The sequence below is a fragment of the Qipengyuania sp. SM2507 genome (assembly GCF_053714505.1).
The window spans coordinates 1,798,225-1,818,565 of sequence record NZ_CM132307.1; the positions used below are offsets into that span (position 1 = coordinate 1,798,225).

The window sequence follows — 20,341 nt, forward strand, 5'->3', positions numbered from 1 at the left end:
CCCTTCGACCCCGCGGGCAAGCTAGCGATTGCGGCCCTTCAACTTGGCCTTCTTGATGAGGTCGCCATACTGGTGCGCCAGCAGATGCGACTGGATCTGGCTGATCGTGTCGACCGTGACGTTCACGACGATCAGCAGGCTCGTGCCGCCAAGGAACAGCGGGATCCCCGTCTGCGCGATCATATATTCCGGGATCACGCAGACCAGCGCCAGATAGATCGCGCCGACCACGGTGATCCGCGTAAGCACGTAATCGAGATATTCCTCGGTCCGCTTGCCCGGACGGATGCCGGGAATGAAGCCCCCGTTCTTCTTGAGATTCTCCGCGGTCTCCTCCGGGTTGAAGACAACCGCAGTGTAGAAGAAGGCGAAGAAGATGATGCCCGCCGCATAGAGCGTCATGTAGAGCGGTTGTCCATGCGCCAGATACTGGTTGAGCGCGATGATCGTACCGCCAAAGCCGCTGTCGGTGTCGACCGAACTGCCCGCGAACTGGCTGATCGTCAGCGGAAGCAGCAGCAGCGAGCTGGCGAAGATCGGCGGTATGACGCCCGCGGTGTTGAGCTTGAGCGGCAGATGCGAGCGGTCGGCCTGCATCATTCCGCGCTGGGTCGCCCGCTTGGGATACTGGATCAGCAATCGTCGCTGAGCGCGCTCCACGAAGGAGATGATCAGGATCAGCACCACCACCATCAGGATGAAACCGATGATGATCCCCGGCGAGATCGAGCCGGTCCGCCCGCCTTCAAACAGGTTCGAGGCAAACCCCGGGAACTGGGCGACGATGCCGGCCATGATGATCAGCGAGACGCCGTTGCCGATACCACGGCTGGTGATCTGTTCGCCCAGCCACAGCAGGAACATGGTGCCACCGACCAGCGAGATGACGACGCCGATGCGGAAGGCCACGCCCGGGTCGATGACCGCGTTGAGGCCGTTCGACGCACCGAAGCTCTCGAGCCCGGAGGCCAGGAACCAGCCCTGGATCGAGCACAGGAACACGGTGCCGTAGCGGGTGTACTGGTTGAGCTTCTGGCGCCCGGTGCTGCCCTCCTTCTTGAGCGCGGCAAGCGTCGGGTGCAGCGCGCTGGCGAGCTGGACCACGATCGAGGCGGTAATATAGGGCATCACGCCGAGCGCGATGAGGCTCATGCGCTCCAGGCTGCCACCCGTGAACATGTTGAACATGTCCAGGATGCCGCCGCGCGTGGTGTCGGCGAGCTGTGCGAGCACGCGCGGGTTGATACCCGGGAGCGGCACGAAGCTGAGAAAACGGAAGACGATAAGCGCGCCGATCGTGAACCAGATACGCTGGCGCAGCTCGGTGGCCTTGGAGAAGTTTGCGAGGCTCATCTGGCTCGCAATGTTATCGGCGCGTGATGCCATGGCTTAAATGTCGATCCTAGCGTCTGCGTATGATGGGCGCCGGCCCGTCCCGGCGCAGACAGGACAGATAGGGAGCGGGGTTCGCAATGTCGAACCCCGCTCCCGATTTTTCCGATTATTCGGAGGTAGCCTTGGCGGCTGCGTGCTTGCCGGTCTTGTTCTCGTTGGGCTTGCCGCTGACCTTCTTGACCTTGACGATTTCGACCGAACCGCCCGCCTTCTCGACAGCCTCGATGGCACCCTTCGAAGCGCCGGCAACGGTGAGCTTGAGCTTGGCGGTCAGTTCGCCCTTGCCGAGCAGGCGCAGGCCGTCCTTGCCACCGCGCGCGAGGCCCGCTGCCTTGAGCGCTTCGTGATCGATGGTGCCCTTGGCGTCGAGCTTGCCGGCGTCGATGAACTTCTGGATCATCCCGATGTTCACTTCGGAGAAGTCCTTGGCGAAGGGGTTGTTGAACCCGCGCTTCGGCAGACGCATGTGGAGCGGCATCTGGCCGCCCTCGAAACCCTTGATGGCGACGCCGCCGCGGCTCTTCTGGCCCTTCTGGCCGCGGCCCGAGGTCTTGCCCTTGCCCGAGCCGATGCCGCGTCCAACGCGCATACGGCTCTTGCGAGCGCCGGGATTGTCGCGGATTTCGTTGAGTTTGAAAGTCATGGGTGCACTCGCTTTCGCTTTGTTCGCGCTGATTGGGTCTCGATTTCCGCCGGGTGCGGAAACGAGGATCGGCCCCCCGCGCTGGCGGGGGGCTCGATGTCTCTTAGATCACCTCGACCATGTGCGGCAATTTTGCAATCGCGCCGCGCACTTCGGGGGTGTCCTCGATCTCGACGGTCTTGTGCATCTTGCCAAGGCCCAGACCGGTGAGGATCTTCTTCTGGCTCTCGGGACGCCGGATGGGCGAACCGATCTGCCGGATGGTGATCGTGTCGTTTTTCGTCTTGTTCTTCGCCATCTGTTTTACTCCGCGACCGCTGCGGCGTCGGCTTGCGCCTCGGCTTCGCTGGCGCCACCGCGGCCGAGCAGATCGGCGACCTTCTTGCCGCGACGCTGGGCCACCGACTTCGGCGAAGTCTGGTTCACCAGCGCATCGAAAGTGGCGCGGATCATGTTGTAGGGGTTGGACGAACCGACCGACTTGGTCACCACGTCCGCGACACCCAGGCTTTCGAACACGGCGCGCATCGGACCACCGGCAATGATGCCGGTACCCGCAGGTGCCGAGCGAACATTGACCTTGCCCGCACCGAACCGGCCCTTGCCGTCATGGTGAAGCGTGCGGCCTTCCTTGAGCGGAACGCGGATCATCTTCTTGCGCGCGGCAGCGGTCGCCTTGGAAATGGCTTCCGGCACTTCGCGCGCCTTGCCGTGGCCGAAACCGACCCGGCCCGAACCGTCGCCGACCACGACCAGAGCGGCGAAGCCGAAGCGCTTACCACCCTTCACGGTCTTCGAGACGCGGTTGATGTGGACCAGCTTCTCGATGATGCCGTCGTCTTCTTCCTGACGTCCGCCGCGACGGTTGTTGTCGCGACCGCCGCCGGGGCCACCGCGACCGCGGCCACCGCCGCCGCCGGGGCCACCCGGGCCGCGACCGCCGCCACCGCCACCAGGGCCGCCGCGTCCGCGACCGGCATTCTGGCGATCGCGGGGCTGGCCCTCGGAAGCCTGTGCAGGCGACTGGTTGTCGGCAGCCTCGGAAGGCGTATCGGCAATCGCCGGCGCTTCCTTGGTAACCGCATGCTCGGTCTCGGCCTTGGCAGGCTGGTCGCTCTCGACCGGCTTGGCTTCGGACTTGGATTCCGTCGCCGGAGCCTCAGCTTCGGGAGCCTTGGTTTCGGGGGTCTCTTCGGTTTTCTTGTCGTCAGCCATCATCAGAACTCCAGCCCGCCTTCGCGGGCGGCGTCGGCCAACGCTTTCACGCGACCGTGGAACAGGAAGCCGCCGCGATCGAACACGACGGTGGTGACGCCGGCCTTCTTGGCGGCGGCGGCGATGTCCTTGCCGACCGACTTGGCGGCATCGATATTGGCACCGGAATCCTTCGTGCCGAGCGTGGATGCGGCGGCGACGGTCGTACCGGCCGCGTCATCGATGATCTGCGCGTAGATGTGCTTGCCGGTGCGGTGCACGGACAGTCGCGGCTTGCCGCCCGCACGGCTCTTGAGAGCGGTGCGGACACGCTGGCGACGGCGTTCGAAAAGGGAAAGTTTGGCCATGTTACTTCTTCTTCCCTTCCTTGCGGAAGACGTACTCGCCCTGGTACTTGATACCCTTGCCCTTGTAGGGTTCGGGCTTGCGCCAGCGGCGGATTTCGGCGGCGAACTGGCCAACGGACTGCTTGTCGATGCCCGAGATGATTATGGTCGTCTGATCGGGCGTGGCGACATCGAGACCTTCGGGAATGTCGAGATCGACATCATGACTGTAGCCAAGCTGAAGCTTGAGCTTCCGGCCCTGCGCGGCGGCACGATAGCCGACGCCGGTGATCAGCAACGTCTTGGCGAAACCGTCGGTTACGCCTTCGACGAGGTTGGAAACCAGCGTGCGCTGCAGACCCCAAAAGGACCGAGCCTCCTTGGTTTCGTTGGCCGGGTTGACCTGGATCTCGTCGCCTTCGACCTTGTAGGCGATGTGATCCGACAGGTGCAGGGTCAAATTGCCCTTGGGCCCTTTGACGCTCAGCACGCCGGCGTCGATATTGGCGGTCACCCCAGAAGGGATCGCGACCGGTCGTTTACCGATGCGGCTCATCAGAATACCTCCGCCAGCACTTCGCCACCGACGTTTTCGTTGCGGGCTTCCGTATCGGAAAGCACGCCGCGGGGCGTCGAGACGATGGTGATGCCGAGGCCGTTGCGCACCGTCGGAAGTTCCTTGGAACCCGAATAGACGCGGCGGCCGGGCTTCGAAACGCGCGAGACATGCTTGATAGCCGGCTCGCCTTCGAAATATTTCAGTTCGATCCGCAGCGCCTTGTGCTTGCCGCTGGAGTCCTCGGAGAAGCCACGGATGTAGCCCTCGCGCTGGAGCACTTCCAGAACGTTCGCGCGCAGCTTGGAAGCCGGCGAGAGGACGGAGTCCTTCTTCGCCTGCTGGCCGTTGCGGATACGGGTGAGCATGTCACCCAGGGGATCGGTCATTGCCATCTTCTAGATCCTCACCAGCTCGACTTGGTCAGGCCGGGAATCAGGCCCTTATTGCCCAGATTCCGCAACTCGATCCGGTTGACGCCGAACTTGCGGTAGTAGCCGCGCGGGCGGCCGGTGGTCGAACAGCGATTGCGCACGCGGGTCGGATTCGCATTACGCGGAATCTCGGCCATCTTCAGGCGCGCCATCAGCCTATCGCTTTCTTCGAGCGAGGAGTCGTCAGCAATTGCCTTCAGCTTTTCATACTTAGCGGCATACTGCTTGACGAGCTTCTTGCGACGCTCGTTCTTGTTGATCGAACTCAGTTTCGCCATTGGACTTAAGTTCCTCTTCTAGCGGCCGTCAGGCCGCTTCTTTCTGCTCAGCCGTCTGGCCGGTGAACGGGAAGCCGAACAGGCGCAGCAATTCGCGCGCTTCGTCGTCGGTCTTCGCCGTGGTGGTTACGATGATGTCCATGCCCCGGACCTTCTCGATCTTGTCGTAGCTGATCTCGGGGAAAACGATCTGTTCCTTCAGGCCCATCGCGTAATTGCCGCGCCCGTCGAAACTCTTCGGGTTCAGCCCGCGAAAGTCGCGAATCCGCGGCATCGCGATCGTGACCAGACGGTCGACGAATTCGAACATCCGCTCGCGGCGCAAGGTCACCTTGCACCCGATCGGCATGCCTTCGCGCAGCTTGAACTGGGCGATCGACTTCTTGGCGATGGTGATGACCGGCTTCTGGCCGGCGATCAGCGCCATTTCCTCGGCGGCGGTCTGGACCTTCTTCTTGTCCTGGCTGGCTTCGCCCACACCCATGTTGAGCGTGATCTTGTCCAGACGCGGAACCTCGAGACGGTTCTTGTAGCCGAATTTCTCGGTCATCGCCTTGACGATCTCGTCGTCGTAGCGCTGCCTCATGCGAGGGGTATAATCAGCCATCGATGGTCTCCCCGGACTTGACGGCGACGCGCACCTTCTTGCCGTCCTGCTGTTCGAAACGGACGCGGGTGGGCTTGCCGTCCTTGGGGTCGGCCAGGGCCACCTTGCAGATCGGCATCGCCGCGGCAAAGCGGTCGATCCCGCCCTGCGGGTTGGCCTGGTCGGGCTTGCGATGGCGGGTGGCGATATTCACGCCATCCACGATCAGCTTGCCTTCCTTGGGCATTACCTTGGAGACGGTGCCGGTCTGGCCCTTGTCCTTGCCGGACAGCACCACGACCTTGTCGCCCTTCTTGATCTTTGCGGCGGCCATTACAGCACCTCCGGCGCGAGCGAGATGATCTTCATGAACCCGCGGCCGCGCAGTTCGCGCACCACCGGGCCGAAGATACGGGTGCCGATCGGCTCTTCGCTCTTGTTCACGAGCACGGCGGCATTGCTGTCGAAGCGGATGACGCTGCCGTCGGGACGGCGGACGTCCTTGCGGGTCCGCACGATCACGGCGCGATGGACGTCGCCCTTCTTCACCTTGGCGCGCGGCTGGGCTTCCTTGACGGAAACCACAATGACATCGCCGACGCTCGCGGTGCGACGCTTCGACCCGCCCAGCACCTTGATGCACTGGACGCGCTTGGCGCCGCTGTTGTCCGCGACGTCGAGATTGGACTGCATCTGGATCATAGATCCGTCTTCCTTCTCATTGGCTTGCCGGAACCAGTCCGGCAGTTCCTAAAACGTCAGTTACTGGCGGCCTCGACTTCGAGATCCGCCTCGACCGCCTGGGTGCCGCCCGCGGTTACGCGATCCTTCACGAGCCAGGTCTTGGTCTTCGAAATCGGCTTGGTCTCCTCGATACGGACGACGTCGCCGAGCGTGTATTCATTCGCCTCGTCGTGAGCGTGATACTTCTTCGAACGACGGATGATCTTCCCGTACAGCGGGTGCTTCACCTTGCGTTCGACCTTCACGGTCACGGTCTTGTCGGTCTTGTCGGAAGTGACGGTCCCGATCAGGATACGTTTGGGCATGGTCTACTCCTCAGGCTTTCGCTTTGGCGTCAGCATCGGAGCGCTTGGAGCGCTCGGTCTGAAGCGTCTTGATCTTGGCGATCGTGCGACGGACTTCGCGGATACGCGCCGGCGCTTCGAGCTGGTTGGTGGCAGCCTGAAACCGCAGGTTGAACTGCTCGCGCTTGAGCGTGGTGAGCTCTTCCGAAAGCTGATCGTCGCTCCTCTGGCGCAGATCGTCGGTCTTTGTCGAATTCTGGGCCATCATTCGCCTCCCAGGTGCGAGGTGTCGCCAAAGCGGGCGATAACCTTCGTCTTGATCGGCAGCTTCATCGCTGCGCGTTCGAACGCTTCGGCGGCCAGCGGGCCGGCAACGCCGTCGAGTTCGAACAGGATGCGACCCGGCTTCACGCGGGCGGCCCAGTATTCGACCGAGCCCTTGCCCTTACCCTGACGCACTTCGGCGGGCTTCTTCGACACGGGCACGTCGGGGAACACGCGAATCCACAGGCGTCCCTGACGCTTGATGTGGCGCGTGATCGCACGACGCGCGGCCTCGATCTGGCGCGCGGTGATACGTTCGGGTTCCAGGGCCTTGAGGCCGTAGGAGCCGAAGTTCAGCGTGGTTCCGCCCTTGGCATTGCCACTGATCCGCCCCTTGAAGGCCTTGCGGAACTTGGTTTTTTTCGGTTGCAGCATTTTTTCTACCTATCCTGCAATCAGCGCGCCGGTCGCACGCCGGAGGTCTGCGATTCCATCATCAGACGGTCTTGCGCAGTCGGATCGTGGCCGAGAATCTCGCCCTTGAAGACCCACACCTTGATGCCGATGATGCCATAGGCGGTCAGCGCCTCGGCTTCGGCATAGTCGATGTTGGCGCGCAGCGTGTGCAACGGCACCCGGCCCTCGCGATACTGTTCGACACGGGCAATTTCGGCGCCGCCGAGACGACCGCCACACACGATCTTGATGCCTTCGGCACCCAGGCGCATGGCGGACTGCATGGCACGCTTCATCGCACGACGGAAAGCGATACGGCGGATCAACTGATCGGCGATACCCTGGGCGACCAGCTTGGCATCAACTTCCGGCTTGCGGATTTCGACGATGTTGAGCTTCACGTCGCTTTCGGTCATCGAAGCCAGCTTGACGCGCAGCTTCTCGATATCGGCGCCCTTCTTGCCGATGATGACACCGGGGCGGGCAGCGTAGATCGAAATGCGGCACAGCTTGGCAGGACGCTCGATCACGACCTTGGAGATCGCGGCCTGCGGCAGCGAGTCCATGATGTACTTGCGGATCTCGATGTCTTCCTTGAGCAGCTGCGCATAGTTACGCCCTTCGGCGTACCAGCGGCTGTCCCAGGTGCGGTTGATCTGCAGACGCAGACCGATCGGATTGCTCTTCTGGCCCATCTTACGCCTCTTCCTCTTCGCGCACCACGATCCGCAGCTTGCTGAACGGCTTCAGGATGCGGGTGGACTTGCCACGGCCGCGCGTGTGGAAACGCTTCATGGTGATCGACTTGCCGACGGAAGCTTCCGCAACCACCAGCGCATCGACGTCGAGATCGTGATTGTTTTCAGCATTGGCGATCGCCGAAGCGAGCACCTTGCTGGCATCACGGGCCATCGCCTTCTTGGAGAAAGCGAGGATGTTGAGCGCCTCTTCGGCCTTCTTGCCGCGGATCAACTCCGCGACAAGGTTCAGCTTCTGCGCGGAACCACGAATGGTGGTGCCGACCGCAAGAGCCTCGTTATCGGCCACGCGGCGGGGAGACTTAGCCTTGCCCATCAGCGCTTACCCTTCTTGTCCGAGGCGTGCCCCGGAAACGTCCGCGTCGGCGAAAATTCGCCAAGCTTGTGGCCGACCATCTCTTCCGAAACGGAGACCGGGATGAACTTGTGGCCATTGTAGACGCTGAACGTCAGACCGACGAACTGCGGCAGGATCGTCGAACGACGCGACCAGGTCTTGATGGGCTTGGAGCCACTGCTGTCCTGAGCGTCTTCGGCCTTTTTCAAAAGGCTGAGTTCGACGAACGGACCTTTCCAGACGGAACGAGCCATTGGTCCTTACCTCTTCTTCTTGGCGTGGCGCGAACGGATGATCAATTTGTCCGTCTGCTTGTTGTTGCGGGTACGGGCGCCCTTGGTGGGCTTGCCCCACGGGGTGACCGGATGACGGCCACCGCTGGTGCGGCCTTCGCCGCCGCCGTGCGGGTGATCGACCGGGTTCTTGGCGACACCGCGGGTCAGCGGGCGACGTCCCTTCCAGCGGGTCCGTCCGGCCTTGCCGAAGTTCTGGTTCTGGTTGTCCGGGTTGGACACGGCACCGACGGTGCCCATGCAGTCCGCACGCAGATAACGCTGCTCGCCTGAATTGAGCCTGACGATGACCATGCCGCGATCACGACCGACCAGCTGGACGTAGGCACCGGCCGAACGGGCGATCTGCCCGCCCTTTTCCGGTTTCATCTCCACATTGTGGCAGATGGTGCCGATCGGCATCTGGCCCAGCAGCATCGCGTTGCCCGGCTTGGTGTCGACCTTCTCGCCGGCAATCACCTTGTCGCCAACGGCTAGCCGCTGCGGCGCGATGATATAGGCCAGTTCCTCGTCGGCATATTTGATCAACGCGATGAAGGCGGTGCGGTTGGGATCGTATTCGATCCGCTCCACGGTACCCTCGACGTCCCACTTGCGACGCTTGAAGTCGATATAGCGGTAGCGCTGCTTGTGACCGCCCGCGATACCGCGCGAGGTCACATGACCCTTGTTGTTGCGGCCGCCCGTCTTGTGCTTGCCCTCGGTCAGAGACTTGATCGGGCCACCCTTGTGGAGCCCCGACTTGTCGACCAGGATCAAGCCACGGCGTGCGGGGCTCGTCGGTTTGTAATTCTTGAGTGCCATTGGTTCCTAGCCCCTCAGATACCGCTCGTGATGTCGATCATTTCACCCTCGGCGAGGGTGACGATCGCCTTCTTCACGTCGGAACGCTTGTAGGGCCTGCCCTTCCAGCGTTTGGTCTTGCCCTTGGTCACGATGGTGTTCACGCCCACGACTTTCTTGTCGTAGATCGCCTCGACCGCCTCTTTGATCTGCGGCTTCGTTGCATCATTCGCGACCTTGAAGACGACCGCATTGTGCTCGGACGCCATCGTCGACTTTTCGGTGATGTGGGGCGCGAGAATCACATCGTAGTGACGCGCGTCCACTTCCTGCTTCTTAGCCATTGAACCGGGCCTCCAGCTTTGCGACCGCATCCTTGGTGAGGATCAGCGTGTCGTGCTTCAGGATGTCGTAGACATTGGCACCGACCGCCGGGAGCATATTGATCCCCGGGAGGTTGCGCGCCGCCTTCTGGAAGCCGTCATTCACGGTCTCGCCGTCGATAAACAGGACCTTGCCGCTCCAGCCGTTCCTGTCGAACTGGCCCTTGAGCGCCTTGGTCTTGGCATCGTTGAGGTCGAGGCTGTCGACGACGATGAGGCCGTCCTTGGCCTTGCTCGAGAGCGCCATCTTGAGACCGAGCGCGCGGACCTTCTTGTTGAGCGACTGCTCGAACTCGCGCCGACGCGGGCCATGAGCCTTGCCGCCGCCGATGAAGATCGGAGCGCCACGATCGCCGTGACGGGCGCCGCCGGTGCCTTTCTGACGCACGAACTTCTTGCCCGTGCGGTTGACATCCGACCGCTCGCGCGCCGCGCGGGCGGTGCCGCGACGGTTCTCGAGCTGCCAGGTGACGACCCGGTGCAGGATGTCAGCACGCGGCTCCACCCCGAACACGGCATCGTCGAGTTCGATATCGCCCGACGCTTTGCCGTCGATATTCTGGACCTTCACCTTCATCGGGTCAGCCCTCCTTGTTCTCACCGGCGTCCTTGTCGACGCTCGGCGTGGTGCTGGTGTTTTCGTCAGCAGCGCCGGTCTCGGCATCTGCGCCGGCGCTCTGCTGCTGCATCAGCTTTTCCTGCTGCTCGACCGAAACTTCCGGGTTCACGGCGTGATCGGCGCTGCTTTCGATCAGGCCGGCATCGGCCTCCTCGGAAGCAAACTCGCTCTGATTGCGGCGCATGACGCCGGGAAACGGCAGATCGTCGGAGTGCTTGATCTTGACGGAGTCGCGAACCAGCATCCAGCCGTTCTTCGCACCGGGGACCGAGCCCTTGACGAAGAGCAGACCGCGCTCGGCGTCGGTGCGCACGATCTCGAGGTTCTGCTGGGTGCGCTGACGGTCGCCCATGTGGCCGGCCATCTTCTTGCCCTTGAAAACCTTGCCCGGATCCTGGCGCTGACCCGTCGAACCGTGCGAACGGTGCGAGAGCGAGACGCCGTGGGTGGCGCGAAGACCACCGAAGTTCCAACGCTTCATGGCGCCGGCGAAGCCCTTGCCCTGCGTATGACCGGTGATATCGACCTTCTGGCCGGCGATGAAATGCTCGGCGGAAATCCGCGCGCCGACCGGGAGAAGCGCATCTTCGCCTTCAACCCGGAACTCGGCGACCTTCATCTTGAGGCCAACTTCAGCCTTGGCGAAAGCTTCGCGCTGCGGCTTGTTGACGTTCTTGTGCTTGGCCTCGCCGGCGCCGAGCTGGACGGCATAATAGCCGTCGCGATCGGCGGTGCGATGCAACGTAACCTGGCAATCTTCCAGCGACAGAACGGTAACCGGCACGTGCCGACCGTCCTCCTGGAAGAGGCGGGTCATCCCGACTTTTTTCGCGATAACGCCTGTGCGCATCGTCAGAACTCCTAAACAGAGGCACCCGGCCCATCCGGGTGCTTGCGAACAACCGGGTTCAACCCCGGCGGTCCAATTCGGCCCATAAATGCGATGCGAGCCCCGTCCGGGCCGAGTGCTCCGTCAGGCCGCATGGCCGTGGGAGCGAGACGGGGGACGCAGACCCGGATAAATCCGGCGGTATCCCTTACCTCAAAGAGCGGCTTCGCTCTTCGAACGATATTTCCGCGATGGCGGAAAACTCGTGCCGCCGATGGGGCGGGCTTGAAGTTTCCCCGGTCGTTTAAAGTCCTACCGGGAGGACCGGGCGCCGGAGAAAACCGGGGCCCCTCAGAAACTCGCTCAGGCGAGCTTGATTTCGACGTTGACGCCGGCAGCGAGGTCGAGCTTCATCAGCGCGTCGACCGTCTGGGCGTTCGGCTGCACAATGTCCAGCAGTCGCTTGTAAGTGCGCACCTCGAACTGCTCGCGCGACTTCTTGTCGATGTGCGGGCCGCGGTTCACGGTGAACTTCTCGATACGCGTCGGCATGGGAATGGGGCCACGAATAAGAGCACCCGTGCGACGTGCGGTTTCGGCGATTTCGCCAGTTGCCTGGTCGAGAACGCGGTGGTCGAACGCCTTGAGGCGAATGCGGATATTCTGTGCTTCCATTACCTATACCGATGCGAAAGAGCCAAGGAAGTCCGGGGACTTCCAAAAAAAGAGAACCGCCCCACCCAACCGATAAACCGGTGAGGGGCGGCCCTCCTCAAACTAGAAGCGCGCGCCGGGGGAGACGAATCTCCCGTCGCGACGCGCGCTCTATATTACTTCGTGATGCTGCTGACAACCCCAGAACCGACGGTCCGGCCACCTTCACGGATGGCGAAACGCAGGCCTTCGTCCATGGCGATCGGAGCAATCAGCTTGACGCCAATCGTCACGTTATCCCCAGGCATCACCATCTCGGTGCCCTCGGGGAGGATAACCTCGCCGGTGACGTCGGTGGTCCGGAAGTAGAACTGCGGGCGGTAGTTGGCGAAGAACGGTGTGTGACGGCCGCCCTCGTCCTTCGACAGAACGTAGACCTCGGCGCTGAACTCGGTGTGCGGGTTGACCGAACCGGGCTTGGCCAGAACCTGGCCACGCTCGACGTCTTCACGCGCGATACCGCGGATCAGGGCACCGACGTTGTCGCCGGCTTCGCCGCGATCCAGCAGCTTGCGGAACATCTCGACACCGGTCACGACGGTCTTGGTCGTGTCCTTGATGCCAACGATTTCGCATTCGTCGCCGACGTTGACGATACCGGTCTCGATACGGCCGGTGACGACCGTGCCACGACCCGAGATCGAGAACACGTCCTCGATCGGCATCAGGAAGGGTTTGTCGATCGGACGCTCGGGCTGCGGGATGTAGGAATCGACGGCTTCCATCAGCGCCTTGATCGACTTCTCGCCGATTTCCTCATCGCGACCTTCCAGAGCGGCCAGAGCCGAACCCTTCACGATCGGAATGTTGTCGCCGTCGAAATCGTAGGCCGAAAGCAGTTCGCGAACTTCCAGTTCGACGAGCTCGAGCAGTTCCTCGTCGTCGACCTGGTCGACCTTGTTGAGGTAGACCACCAGCTGCGGCACGCCGACCTGACGGGCGAGCAGGATGTGCTCGCGAGTCTGGGGCATGGGGCCGTCGGCAGCGTTCACCACCAGGATGGCGCCATCCATCTGCGCCGCACCGGTGATCATGTTCTTCACATAGTCGGCGTGGCCCGGGCAGTCGACGTGCGCATAGTGGCGTGCTTCGGTTTCATATTCGACGTGTGCGGTCGAAATGGTGATGCCGCGCTCGCGCTCTTCGGGAGCCTTGTCGATGTTCGCGAAATCGACGGCAGCGCCACCGAATGTTTCCGCCATCACCTTGGTAATCGCCGCAGTCAGCGTGGTCTTGCCGTGATCGACGTGACCGATGGTGCCGATGTTGCAGTGCGGCTTGTTCCGCTGGAATTTTTCCTTCGCCATGATACTCTAACCTCTGTTCAAAAATTGAATCTGTGCGGGGAATTGCGGCACCCGCCGAAACAGGCGCCGCCCCTAAACGCTCGCTTGCGCTTAGGCAAGCTTCTCCTTGACGTCCTGTGCAACGCTCGCAGGCACTTCTTCATAATGGGAGAACTGCATCGAGTAATTTGCACGGCCCTGGCTGAACGAACGCAGCTCGTTCACGTAGCCGAACATGTTGGCAAGAGGCACCATGGCTTCGACTGCCTGGGCATTGCCGCGCGTGTCGGTACCCTGGATCTGGCCACGGCGCGAATTGAGATCGCCGATAACATCGCCAAGATAATCGTCCGGAGTAATGACTTCAACCTTCATCACCGGCTCGAGCAGCTTGATCCCGCCACGTTCCGCTGCTTCACGCATCGCACCCTTCCCGCAGATCTCGAACGCCACGGTCGAGGAGTCGACATCGTGATATGCGCCGTCGGTCAGATGGACGGTGAAATCGATGATCGGGAAGCCGATCAGATAGCCGCTCGCGGCTTGCTCGCGGATCCCCTTTTCAAGCGACGGAATATATTCCTTGGGAATGTTACCGCCCTTGATGCTGTCCTCGAACACAATGCCCTGACCGCGCTCACCCGGCGTGAAGGTTGCCTTGGCACGGGCGAACTGCCCCGTACCGCCGGATTGCTTCTTGTGGGTGTAATCGACGTCGATCGTGCGGCCGAGCGATTCCCGGTACGCAACCTGCGGCGCGCCGACATTGGCTTCGACCTTGAATTCGCGCTTCATGCGATCGACCAGGATGTCGAGGTGAAGCTCGCCCATACCCTTGATAATCGTCTGGCCCGATTCGTGGTCGGTCGAGACGCGGAACGAGGGATCCTCGGCAGCCAGGCGATTGAGCGCGACGCCCATCTTTTCCTGGTCGGCCTTGGTCTTGGGTTCCACCGAAAGCTCGATGACCGGCTCGGGGAATTCCATCCGTTCGAGGATGATCGGATGCGCCGTGTCGCACAGCGTGTCGCCGGTCGTGGTGTCCTTCATCCCGGCGATGGCGACGATGTCGCCAGCGAACGCCTCATCGATGTCCTCGCGGTTGTTCGAGTGCATCAGCAGCATGCGGCCGATCTTTTCCTTCTTGTCCTTTACCGAGTTGAGCACCTGGCCCTTGACCAGCTTGCCCGAATAGATGCGGGTGAAGGTGAGCGAGCCCACGAAGGGATCGTTCATGATCTTGAACGCCAGTGCGCTGAACGGCGCATCGTCCGACGAAGCGCGGCTGGCGGTCTCTTCGGTGTCGGGGATAATCCCCTCGATCGCGGGAACGTCGGTCGGAGACGGCATGTAGTCGACCACCGCGTCGAGCAGGGGCTGGACGCCCTTGTTCTTGAACGCCGAGCCGCAGACGACGGGCACGAAGGCGCGCGCCAGCGTGCCCTTGCGGATCAGCTTCTTGATGGTGGCGACATCGGGGATTTCGCCCTCGAGATAGGCTTCCATCACCGCATCGTCCTGGTCGACGACCAGCTCGATCAGCTTCTCGCGATATTCCGCAGCCTTGTCGGCAAGGTCGGCGGGAATGTCGACATAGTTGAACTCGGCACCGAGGCTCTCGTCTTCCCAGACGATGCCGCGGTTGTTGACCAGATCGACGACGCCCTTGAGGTCGCCTTCCATCCCGATCGGCAGGTAGAGCACCAGCGGCACCGCGCCGAGGCGGTCGATGATCGACTGGACGCAATAGTAGAAATCGGCGCCGGTGCGGTCGAGCTTGTTGATGAAACACATCCGGGGAACACCGTACTTGTCGGCCTGGCGCCAGACGGTTTCGGACTGGGGTTCCACGCCCGCGACGCCGTCGAACACTGCGACCGCGCCGTCGAGCACGCGCAGGCTACGCTCGACTTCGATGGTGAAGTCGACGTGGCCGGGGGTGTCGATGATGTTGATGCGGTGCTTGGGGCCCTTGCCGTCTTCGGCCGCCCAGAACGTCGTGGTTGCGGCCGAGGTGATGGTGATCCCGCGTTCCTGCTCCTGCTCCATCCAGTCCATCGTCGCGGCGCCGTCGTGGACTTCGCCGATCTTGTAGGACTTGCCGGTGTAATACAGGATGCGTTCGGTCGTGGTGGTCTTGCCGGCATCGATGTGCGCCATGATGCCGATGTTGCGGTAACGCTCGAGCGGATACTCGCGGGCCATGTGAAATTCCTTGGTTCGGGGTTAGCGCGATGCCCGCCCCATATGGTGATCTGTGTGACCGGTTAAAGCGGGGAGCCGCACGACCCGACGTCGTGCGGCCCCGCCCTGCCCGATCGGCCTACCAGCGGTAGTGCGAGAAGGCGCGGTTGGCGTCCGCCATGCGGTGGGCGTCTTCGCGCTTCTTGACCGCGTTGCCGCGGTTGTTGGCGGCATCCATCAGCTCGCCCGAAAGGCGCGCCGACATGGTGGTCTCGGGGCGACCGCGGGCCGCGGTGATGACCCAGCGCATCGCGAGCGCCTGGGCACGCTCGGGGCGCACCTCGACCGGCACCTGATAGGTGGCACCGCCGACGCGGCGCGAACGCACCTCGACCTGCGGCTTCACGTTCTCGAGCGCGGTGTGGAACAGCTCGATCGGGTTCGCCTTGGCCTTCTCCTCGACGGTGTCGAGCGCGGTGTAGACGATCCCCTCGGCGACGGCTTTCTTGCCGTCGAGCATGAGGTTGTTCATGAATTTCGACAGGATCTGATCCCCGAACTTGGGATCGGGCAGGATGACCCGCTTTTCGGGACGACGACGACGTGACATATCTGTGAACTCCTTCGGAGTTTGGGGCGGTGCCAGCCCTCTCCCCCTCCCAACCACCCGATACCGTATCGGATAATAATCGGGTGGTTGGGAGGGGGAGAGGGCTGGCACCGCAAGGTCAGCACGGATGTGCTGACCGCTCCCACAAAAACCTGAAAACTAAAACCTCGCCGCAAGGCTCACGCCCGCGGCACGCACCTTACTTGGGCCGCTTGGCCCCGTACTTGGAACGCGACTTGCGGCGATCCTTGACGCCCTGCGTATCGAGCACGCCGCGCAGCACGTGGTAGCGCACGCCGGGAAGATCGCGGACACGACCGCCGCGGATCAGCACGACGCTGTGCTCCTGGAGGTTGTGGCCCTCGCCGGGGATGTAGGAGATGACCTCGCGCTGGTTGGTCAGGCGGACCTTGGCCACCTTGCGCAAAGCCGAGTTCGGCTTCTTCGGGGTCGTCGTATAGACGCGGGTGCAAACGCCGCGCTTCTGCGGGTTCTGCTCCATCGCAGGGACCTTGGACTTGGCCTTCTGCGGGACGCGGCCCTTGCGGACCAGCTGGTTGATCGTCGGCATGATTTCTCACTTCACCTGATTTGCCGAACGCGCGACAGTGCGCGTCCGGAGCGCCCCTTCCGGGCGGAAAACCGGTGCCCACTTTTCCTGAAGGGGGCGCGGCTCTTCCCGGCTGGGGCTGGCGGCGACTGGCGCGGGTCGGGATGGAAGGTAGCGGCTCAGTCCGTCATCCCGGCGAAAGCTGGGATCTCGATCCGCAAGCTCGAGGCGCGCGGACCGCACATTCCGGCGCGGGGCCGGAACGACGACTGACCTGAAACACTCCACCCGCGGCCCGCAAAAGCCACCGGGTTACTTTACCGGCTGCCCCGAGCGAAATGGGTTTCGCTGCAATAGAAAAGAGCCTCGCGCTGACGCTTGAGGCTCCGGGGCATGACCGGCAATGTTCAGCTCTATCTGACCAGCGCAGGTTTCGCGCGGACGCGGGCCCTGTTCTGGATGGAGGTGCGCTTAGGGGGATTCGGGGTGGGGGTCAAGGTGTGGGAAACACGGAGGGTTAGTCTTCAACCCTAGCAACAGAGTCCTTCAATCTTTTCTGCATTTCTGAAATCAGCTTCGGAGACCGGCGCAGCCCGGCAGCGTTGAGGGTAGCTTGGTTGCGTAGCCAAGCATCGTTGATGAGATCCTTCCACTGTACGACATTGATCGATCCGCGATGGTCCCCATCCAACAATCGATATCGGCCTTGGCCATCCGGCGTCTTTGTCCAGCCGCTGACCTGCTGCTCCAAATCGCCAACAATGTCAGCAACGACGAAACAGTGAAAAACGCAGTCATCCTTCACACGCACGCGGTCTCGAGAAAAACCTTCTATTGATCCTCCTTTCAACTCGCGTATGTATTTAAGTACTTGCTGCTCTATATTATCTTCAAATTTGGAGTACGACTTCCTCATCGGCTTTTTAAGCTCAACCACAAGCATTTCGTTGATAGGCTTACTTACATCGGCATCGACTTCCAACTCATCGCCTACACTCGCTAGACCATAAGCCAAGTCCCAGACAATGAGATCCGGTCGCAATGCGCTCCCGTTATCTGCGAGGATCGTATCGATCCGTTTGTCGGACGAAAATGCCCTGCTGAACGTCAAGCGCTCATCTACAACCCAAAGGTCGTGCAGCCGGGCCTCCAATTTACCTGAGTCCGTCGTGCTAACTTGGGTAGGGCAGAGAATGGAATGCACAGTGCTTTCAAGATAATGATCTTCGCGATCGCCGACCGCGCGATATCGCCGAAGAAGCACGTCGAGCAACTCCAGGATCAGTTTTCTCCGCACTACATGTTGAGCTAGGCTCAACTCTTCTGAGCGCTGGACGCCCTTAGCGACTTCGATGATTGTATCGGCGAAAGAAGCATCCTGAAAATCAGCCCTATCAATCTCATCGATGATGTCTTGGAACTGCTGATATCTCCGCTCTTCCCTACGAACTTGTATCTTAACCAATCCGGCAGCAAATTCTTCGGGATCATTTGCACCAAACGGCATCCGCTCTAGCTGGCTTTCGGGATCGTCAAAATCATAAATAGGATAGCGTTCAATAAAGTTTTTGTAGTTCTCTGCCCTCTCTATTTTGTATTCGGAAATTTGCTCCTTAAGGAATGTGTCTTTTACCTTTTCGGCAATCTCGCGCGTCAACTTTTTAAGCTGAGCCTCGGGAATGTTGAAGGCAGTTCGACCTTCGTTAACCCTTGAATCCAAGAACGGGGCGTCTACGCAGGCATGGATACAAAGACCATCTTCTCCTGGAAGCTCTACTGATTGGATGCCGAGAAGTCGGTCAACCTTTCTCGTCTCCACCGTCCTCCCATCACCTAACAAATGTACTTGGTTGTTCCCGTCAAGCCCTGAGCTTGCCTTCATATCACAGATAAATCCAGTGACTGAAATCTTACCAAACTTTTCGCTATCCCAAGATATGTCTTCAAACTGCTTCCTCACCAGCTCGCGAACTTTATCTGGATATACATGAATCTCATCTTCAATCTTGACGGTTATCTGCGGGCTGACTCCTAGGAGGAAGTCGGATATGAAGTGAGACGTAAAATATCTAAGGAACGTTTCAGCCTTTTTGGGAAAGTAATTCCTATAGGCGTTGTCCCTAATTCCTTGAAACTCAACCTGTGTACCAATTCCTTCAAACCTGATATCTGGCTCTTCAGAATCTTCTATCTGATTCTCATCTCTAAGAATGAATGAGAAATCACGTACTTCACTTTCCTTTTTCCCAAATCTGCTCTCAACGAAAATCGTCTGAAAGGCATCTAGCCAGAATAGGCGGCCTACGCCCTTTCCGCCTTTTTCTTTTTTATAATCAGTATCGACTTCGCAAAAGGCTTCAAAGCGGGTTTTGTCCAACCCGATGCCATTATCTTTTACCCAAAGGATAATTTTGTTAGGTTTGCCGAGTTGCACAACGTCAATTTCAATTTTTCCGCTGGCGATAGCGTTGTCTTCAAATCTATCGAATATCGCGAATTTCGCGTTGCTGATGGCCTCGAAAACTGGCTGCAGAGCTTGGGCGTAATTGCTTGGCTTCGGCAGCTTATCAACACGATTCCGGATATTTTCTGATAATGTCGTCACTACCTCAACCCCCATTACTGCGCTGTCGGGCTTGGCGTACTAGCGAGCGCCAATGGGAGACAACTGAAATCTGAGAAGCAAGGCACTGCCATCTTTCTGCGTTTCCAGAGTTTCGCCGTTGAAGCTCCCCAGCCCGTCGTTACCCGTGCAAGGAGAGCCATCATGTCCCAGCCCGACTGACCGACCGAACAGCTCATCCGCATCGATGCCGACAGGGCGCGCGGGGCGGAGATCCTCCTCACCAAGAAGCGCAACCGCGCGATCTTCATCGCCGGGCTGGTCGGCTTCGTCTTGCTGGCGCTGGTATGGGGCGTGTTCGCCTGAGGCATGGCGCCGTAAAAACCGTTTTCCTACACGGGTGTTTTTTGTTTTTGTCCCTCAAACGCCGGGCGCCGCACGTCCGTGCGGCTTGGCTACGGCCTAACCGGCCGGCGGGCGGTCGCCCTTGCCTCGCCTGCGGCTCGGTTCTCGCGCTCACCTTGGAGGTTCGACCATGACGGATGATTACCCCCCTTCCCCCGATCACGACCCTGCCTCGCAGACCGTCAACCTGCGGCAGACGCCGCGGCAGGCGACTTCCGCCGTCGCTTTCGTCGGGCCGCCGCCCGGCGAGGGCGATCCGCTGCTGGGGTTTGCTCCCTATATCCACGCGGCGCCGCGGGCGCGGTCGATTACGCCCGATGTCCAGCGCGGCTTCATCGCGCATCTCGCCGCCACGGGAATCGTCAAGCAGGCCGCGCGCCATGTCGGGCGCAGTCTCGAGGCGCTCTATGCCCTGCGCCACCGGCCCGGGGCCGAGGGCTTCTCCGCCGCCTGGGACGCGGCGCTGGAGCGCGGGGTGCGGCGGCTCGAGGATGTCGCGCTCGAACGCGCGATGACCGGCACGCGCACCCCGATCGTCTCGGGCGGCGAAATCCTCGGCCATTGGGACAAGCCCGACAACGCGCTGCTGCGCTTCCTCCTCCAGCACCGATTGCCTGGCAAATACGGCGTCCACAATCTCAAACCCGGCCACCCGATCTACGAAAGCATCCGCGCCGAAGTGCTCGCCGAGGAACAGGAGGACGAGCAGGAGGTGTTCGACCGCATCGACGCCTTCATCGACGACATGCGCGTCCGCCGCGCCGCCAACGCGCAGATACTGGCAGGCGTGGATGCGGGCGAGGGAGAGGAAGGGGAGTGGTGAAACCTATCGGGTGGGAACCGTTG

At 61.2% G+C, this 20,341-nt stretch carries 28 protein-coding genes; 1 reads left to right on the forward strand and 27 read right to left on the reverse strand.

Annotation, left to right across the window (positions count from 1 at the left end):
- Nucleotides 1–21 precede the first annotated feature (21 nt).
- The 27 genes from secY to ACWIKC_RS08860 form a co-directional block, all read right to left on the reverse strand.
- Nucleotides 22–1,386 (reverse strand): preprotein translocase subunit SecY, encoded by a 1,365-nt coding sequence (gene secY / locus ACWIKC_RS08730; RefSeq protein ID WP_454597121.1) that lies wholly within the window; start codon nt 1,384–1,386, stop codon nt 22–24.
- Between the two features lie 115 nt (nt 1,387–1,501).
- Nucleotides 1,502–2,038, reverse strand: a complete 537-nt coding sequence (gene rplO, locus ACWIKC_RS08735) for a 50S ribosomal protein L15 (RefSeq protein WP_454597122.1) — start codon at nt 2,036–2,038, stop codon at nt 1,502–1,504.
- A gap of 103 nt (nt 2,039–2,141) precedes the next feature.
- The gene (rpmD, locus tag ACWIKC_RS08740) at nt 2,142–2,336 is read right to left on the reverse strand and encodes a 50S ribosomal protein L30 (protein WP_454597123.1); all 195 of its coding nucleotides are present in this window, start codon (nt 2,334–2,336) and stop codon (nt 2,142–2,144) included.
- Between the two features lie 5 nt (nt 2,337–2,341).
- Nucleotides 2,342–3,256 (reverse strand): 30S ribosomal protein S5, encoded by a 915-nt coding sequence (rpsE, locus tag ACWIKC_RS08745; RefSeq protein WP_454597124.1) that lies wholly within the window; start codon nt 3,254–3,256, stop codon nt 2,342–2,344.
- Nucleotides 3,256–3,600, reverse strand: coding sequence for a 50S ribosomal protein L18 (rplR, locus tag ACWIKC_RS08750; RefSeq protein ID WP_454597125.1), 345 nt, complete (start codon nt 3,598–3,600; stop codon nt 3,256–3,258). The genes rpsE and rplR overlap by 1 nt, the downstream gene beginning before the upstream one ends.
- Before the next feature lies 1 nt (nt 3,601).
- Complete coding sequence (rplF, locus tag ACWIKC_RS08755) at nt 3,602–4,135, reverse strand: 50S ribosomal protein L6 (RefSeq protein WP_454597126.1); 534 nt, start codon at nt 4,133–4,135, stop codon at nt 3,602–3,604.
- Complete coding sequence (gene rpsH, locus ACWIKC_RS08760) at nt 4,135–4,530, reverse strand: 30S ribosomal protein S8 (RefSeq protein WP_454597127.1); 396 nt, start codon at nt 4,528–4,530, stop codon at nt 4,135–4,137. Before rpsH ends, rplF begins: the two co-directional genes overlap by 1 nt.
- Before the next feature lie 11 nt (nt 4,531–4,541).
- Nucleotides 4,542–4,847: a 30S ribosomal protein S14 gene (gene rpsN, locus ACWIKC_RS08765; protein WP_454597128.1), complete on the reverse strand. Its 306-nt coding sequence runs from the start codon at nt 4,845–4,847 to the stop codon at nt 4,542–4,544.
- A 28-nt stretch (nt 4,848–4,875) separates the two neighbouring features.
- Nucleotides 4,876–5,454 carry a 50S ribosomal protein L5 gene (rplE, locus tag ACWIKC_RS08770; protein WP_454597129.1) on the reverse strand — a complete coding sequence of 193 codons (579 nt, stop codon included), beginning with the start codon at nt 5,452–5,454 and terminating at the stop codon, nt 4,876–4,878.
- Nucleotides 5,447–5,767: a 50S ribosomal protein L24 gene (rplX, locus tag ACWIKC_RS08775; RefSeq protein WP_454597130.1), complete on the reverse strand. Its 321-nt coding sequence runs from the start codon at nt 5,765–5,767 to the stop codon at nt 5,447–5,449. The genes rplE and rplX overlap by 8 nt, the downstream gene beginning before the upstream one ends.
- Nucleotides 5,767–6,135, reverse strand: a complete 369-nt coding sequence (gene rplN / locus ACWIKC_RS08780) for a 50S ribosomal protein L14 (RefSeq protein ID WP_067608516.1) — start codon at nt 6,133–6,135, stop codon at nt 5,767–5,769. The genes rplX and rplN overlap by 1 nt, the downstream gene beginning before the upstream one ends.
- A 56-nt stretch (nt 6,136–6,191) precedes the next feature.
- Nucleotides 6,192–6,482, reverse strand: coding sequence for a 30S ribosomal protein S17 (gene rpsQ / locus ACWIKC_RS08785; protein WP_454597131.1), 291 nt, complete (start codon nt 6,480–6,482; stop codon nt 6,192–6,194).
- Between the two features lie 10 nt (nt 6,483–6,492).
- The gene (gene rpmC / locus ACWIKC_RS08790) at nt 6,493–6,729 is read right to left on the reverse strand and encodes a 50S ribosomal protein L29 (protein WP_454597132.1); all 237 of its coding nucleotides are present in this window, start codon (nt 6,727–6,729) and stop codon (nt 6,493–6,495) included.
- Nucleotides 6,726–7,160, reverse strand: coding sequence for a 50S ribosomal protein L16 (rplP, locus tag ACWIKC_RS08795; RefSeq protein WP_454597133.1), 435 nt, complete (start codon nt 7,158–7,160; stop codon nt 6,726–6,728). The genes rpmC and rplP overlap by 4 nt, the downstream gene beginning before the upstream one ends.
- 20 nt (nt 7,161–7,180) lie before the next feature.
- The gene (rpsC, locus tag ACWIKC_RS08800; RefSeq protein ID WP_454597134.1) at nt 7,181–7,876 is read right to left on the reverse strand and encodes a 30S ribosomal protein S3; all 696 of its coding nucleotides are present in this window, start codon (nt 7,874–7,876) and stop codon (nt 7,181–7,183) included.
- A gap of 1 nt (nt 7,877) precedes the next feature.
- A complete protein-coding gene (gene rplV / locus ACWIKC_RS08805) occupies nt 7,878–8,255 on the reverse strand; it encodes a 50S ribosomal protein L22 (RefSeq protein WP_305929860.1) in 378 nt (125 codons plus the stop codon).
- Nucleotides 8,255–8,530: a 30S ribosomal protein S19 gene (rpsS, locus tag ACWIKC_RS08810; RefSeq protein WP_454597135.1), complete on the reverse strand. Its 276-nt coding sequence runs from the start codon at nt 8,528–8,530 to the stop codon at nt 8,255–8,257. The genes rplV and rpsS overlap by 1 nt, the downstream gene beginning before the upstream one ends.
- A 6-nt stretch (nt 8,531–8,536) precedes the next feature.
- Nucleotides 8,537–9,373: a 50S ribosomal protein L2 gene (gene rplB, locus ACWIKC_RS08815; protein WP_454597136.1), complete on the reverse strand. Its 837-nt coding sequence runs from the start codon at nt 9,371–9,373 to the stop codon at nt 8,537–8,539.
- Nucleotides 9,374–9,387: 14 nt separating this feature from the next.
- Complete coding sequence (locus tag ACWIKC_RS08820) at nt 9,388–9,696, reverse strand: 50S ribosomal protein L23 (protein ID WP_305929863.1); 309 nt, start codon at nt 9,694–9,696, stop codon at nt 9,388–9,390.
- Nucleotides 9,689–10,312: a 50S ribosomal protein L4 gene (gene rplD / locus ACWIKC_RS08825; protein ID WP_454597137.1), complete on the reverse strand. Its 624-nt coding sequence runs from the start codon at nt 10,310–10,312 to the stop codon at nt 9,689–9,691. Before rplD ends, ACWIKC_RS08820 begins: the two co-directional genes overlap by 8 nt.
- Before the next feature lie 4 nt (nt 10,313–10,316).
- On the reverse strand, nt 10,317–11,204 hold the full coding sequence (gene rplC, locus ACWIKC_RS08830) for a 50S ribosomal protein L3 (RefSeq protein WP_454597138.1): 888 nt from the start codon (nt 11,202–11,204) through the stop codon (nt 10,317–10,319).
- Nucleotides 11,205–11,546: 342 nt separating this feature from the next.
- A complete protein-coding gene (gene rpsJ, locus ACWIKC_RS08835; RefSeq protein ID WP_061924928.1) occupies nt 11,547–11,858 on the reverse strand; it encodes a 30S ribosomal protein S10 in 312 nt (103 codons plus the stop codon).
- 155 nt (nt 11,859–12,013) lie between these two features.
- A complete protein-coding gene (gene tuf, locus ACWIKC_RS08840) occupies nt 12,014–13,204 on the reverse strand; it encodes an elongation factor Tu (protein WP_454597139.1) in 1,191 nt (396 codons plus the stop codon).
- 90 nt (nt 13,205–13,294) lie between these two features.
- Nucleotides 13,295–15,388 carry an elongation factor G gene (fusA, locus tag ACWIKC_RS08845; protein ID WP_454597140.1) on the reverse strand — a complete coding sequence of 698 codons (2,094 nt, stop codon included), beginning with the start codon at nt 15,386–15,388 and terminating at the stop codon, nt 13,295–13,297.
- Nucleotides 15,389–15,506: 118 nt separating this feature from the next.
- The gene (gene rpsG, locus ACWIKC_RS08850; protein ID WP_454597141.1) at nt 15,507–15,977 is read right to left on the reverse strand and encodes a 30S ribosomal protein S7; all 471 of its coding nucleotides are present in this window, start codon (nt 15,975–15,977) and stop codon (nt 15,507–15,509) included.
- A 199-nt stretch (nt 15,978–16,176) separates the two neighbouring features.
- A complete protein-coding gene (gene rpsL / locus ACWIKC_RS08855; RefSeq protein WP_054118152.1) occupies nt 16,177–16,548 on the reverse strand; it encodes a 30S ribosomal protein S12 in 372 nt (123 codons plus the stop codon).
- Nucleotides 16,549–17,044: 496 nt separating this feature from the next.
- Nucleotides 17,045–19,147 (reverse strand): hypothetical protein, encoded by a 2,103-nt coding sequence (locus tag ACWIKC_RS08860; protein WP_454597142.1) that lies wholly within the window; start codon nt 19,145–19,147, stop codon nt 17,045–17,047.
- 478 nt (nt 19,148–19,625) lie between these two features.
- Here ACWIKC_RS08860 and ACWIKC_RS08865 point away from each other — a divergent pair, with 478 nt between their 5' ends.
- Complete coding sequence (locus ACWIKC_RS08865; protein WP_454597143.1) at nt 19,626–20,318, forward strand: hypothetical protein; 693 nt, start codon at nt 19,626–19,628, stop codon at nt 20,316–20,318.
- The last annotated feature ends 23 nt before the right edge of the window (nt 20,319–20,341 follow it).

Bases quoted from the DNA above. Each gene is read 5' to 3' on its own strand.
- rpsH (WP_454597127.1), bottom strand. From the start codon at position 4,530: ATGGCAATGACCGATCCCCTGGGTGACATGCTCACCCGTATCCGCAAC.
- rpmD (WP_454597123.1), bottom strand. From the start codon at position 2,336: ATGGCGAAGAACAAGACGAAAAACGACACGATCACCATCCGGCAGATC.
- ACWIKC_RS08820 (WP_305929863.1), bottom strand. From the start codon at position 9,696: ATGGCTAAGAAGCAGGAAGTGGACGCGCGTCACTACGATGTGATTCTC.
- rpsN (WP_454597128.1), bottom strand. From the start codon at position 4,847: ATGGCGAAACTGAGTTCGATCAACAAGAACGAGCGTCGCAAGAAGCTC.
- rpsQ (WP_454597131.1), bottom strand. From the start codon at position 6,482: ATGCCCAAACGTATCCTGATCGGGACCGTCACTTCCGACAAGACCGAC.
- rplO (WP_454597122.1), bottom strand. From the start codon at position 2,038: ATGACTTTCAAACTCAACGAAATCCGCGACAATCCCGGCGCTCGCAAG.
- rplB (WP_454597136.1), bottom strand. From the start codon at position 9,373: ATGGCACTCAAGAATTACAAACCGACGAGCCCCGCACGCCGTGGCTTG.
- rplD (WP_454597137.1), bottom strand. From the start codon at position 10,312: ATGAAGGTGAAGGTCCAGAATATCGACGGCAAAGCGTCGGGCGATATC.
- tuf (WP_454597139.1), bottom strand. From the start codon at position 13,204: ATGGCGAAGGAAAAATTCCAGCGGAACAAGCCGCACTGCAACATCGGC.
- rplR (WP_454597125.1), bottom strand. From the start codon at position 3,600: ATGGCCAAACTTTCCCTTTTCGAACGCCGTCGCCAGCGTGTCCGCACC.
- ACWIKC_RS08865 (WP_454597143.1), top strand. From the start codon at position 19,626: ATGACGGATGATTACCCCCCTTCCCCCGATCACGACCCTGCCTCGCAG.
- rpmC (WP_454597132.1), bottom strand. From the start codon at position 6,729: ATGATGGCCCAGAATTCGACAAAGACCGACGATCTGCGCCAGAGGAGC.
- rplC (WP_454597138.1), bottom strand. From the start codon at position 11,204: ATGCGCACAGGCGTTATCGCGAAAAAAGTCGGGATGACCCGCCTCTTC.
- rpsS (WP_454597135.1), bottom strand. From the start codon at position 8,530: ATGGCTCGTTCCGTCTGGAAAGGTCCGTTCGTCGAACTCAGCCTTTTG.
- rpsG (WP_454597141.1), bottom strand. From the start codon at position 15,977: ATGTCACGTCGTCGTCGTCCCGAAAAGCGGGTCATCCTGCCCGATCCC.
- rplF (WP_454597126.1), bottom strand. From the start codon at position 4,135: ATGAGCCGCATCGGTAAACGACCGGTCGCGATCCCTTCTGGGGTGACC.
- rpsC (WP_454597134.1), bottom strand. From the start codon at position 7,876: ATGGGCCAGAAGAGCAATCCGATCGGTCTGCGTCTGCAGATCAACCGC.
- rplX (WP_454597130.1), bottom strand. From the start codon at position 5,767: ATGGCCGCCGCAAAGATCAAGAAGGGCGACAAGGTCGTGGTGCTGTCC.
- rplP (WP_454597133.1), bottom strand. From the start codon at position 7,160: ATGCTGCAACCGAAAAAAACCAAGTTCCGCAAGGCCTTCAAGGGGCGG.
- rplN (WP_067608516.1), bottom strand. From the start codon at position 6,135: ATGATCCAGATGCAGTCCAATCTCGACGTCGCGGACAACAGCGGCGCC.
- ACWIKC_RS08860 (WP_454597142.1), bottom strand. From the start codon at position 19,147: ATGGGGGTTGAGGTAGTGACGACATTATCAGAAAATATCCGGAATCGT.
- rpsE (WP_454597124.1), bottom strand. From the start codon at position 3,256: ATGATGGCTGACGACAAGAAAACCGAAGAGACCCCCGAAACCAAGGCT.
- rpsL (WP_054118152.1), bottom strand. From the start codon at position 16,548: ATGCCGACGATCAACCAGCTGGTCCGCAAGGGCCGCGTCCCGCAGAAG.
- rplV (WP_305929860.1), bottom strand. From the start codon at position 8,255: ATGGGCAAGGCTAAGTCTCCCCGCCGCGTGGCCGATAACGAGGCTCTT.
- rplE (WP_454597129.1), bottom strand. From the start codon at position 5,454: ATGGCTGATTATACCCCTCGCATGAGGCAGCGCTACGACGACGAGATC.
- fusA (WP_454597140.1), bottom strand. From the start codon at position 15,388: ATGGCCCGCGAGTATCCGCTCGAGCGTTACCGCAACATCGGCATCATG.
- rpsJ (WP_061924928.1), bottom strand. From the start codon at position 11,858: ATGGAAGCACAGAATATCCGCATTCGCCTCAAGGCGTTCGACCACCGC.
- secY (WP_454597121.1), bottom strand. From the start codon at position 1,386: ATGGCATCACGCGCCGATAACATTGCGAGCCAGATGAGCCTCGCAAAC.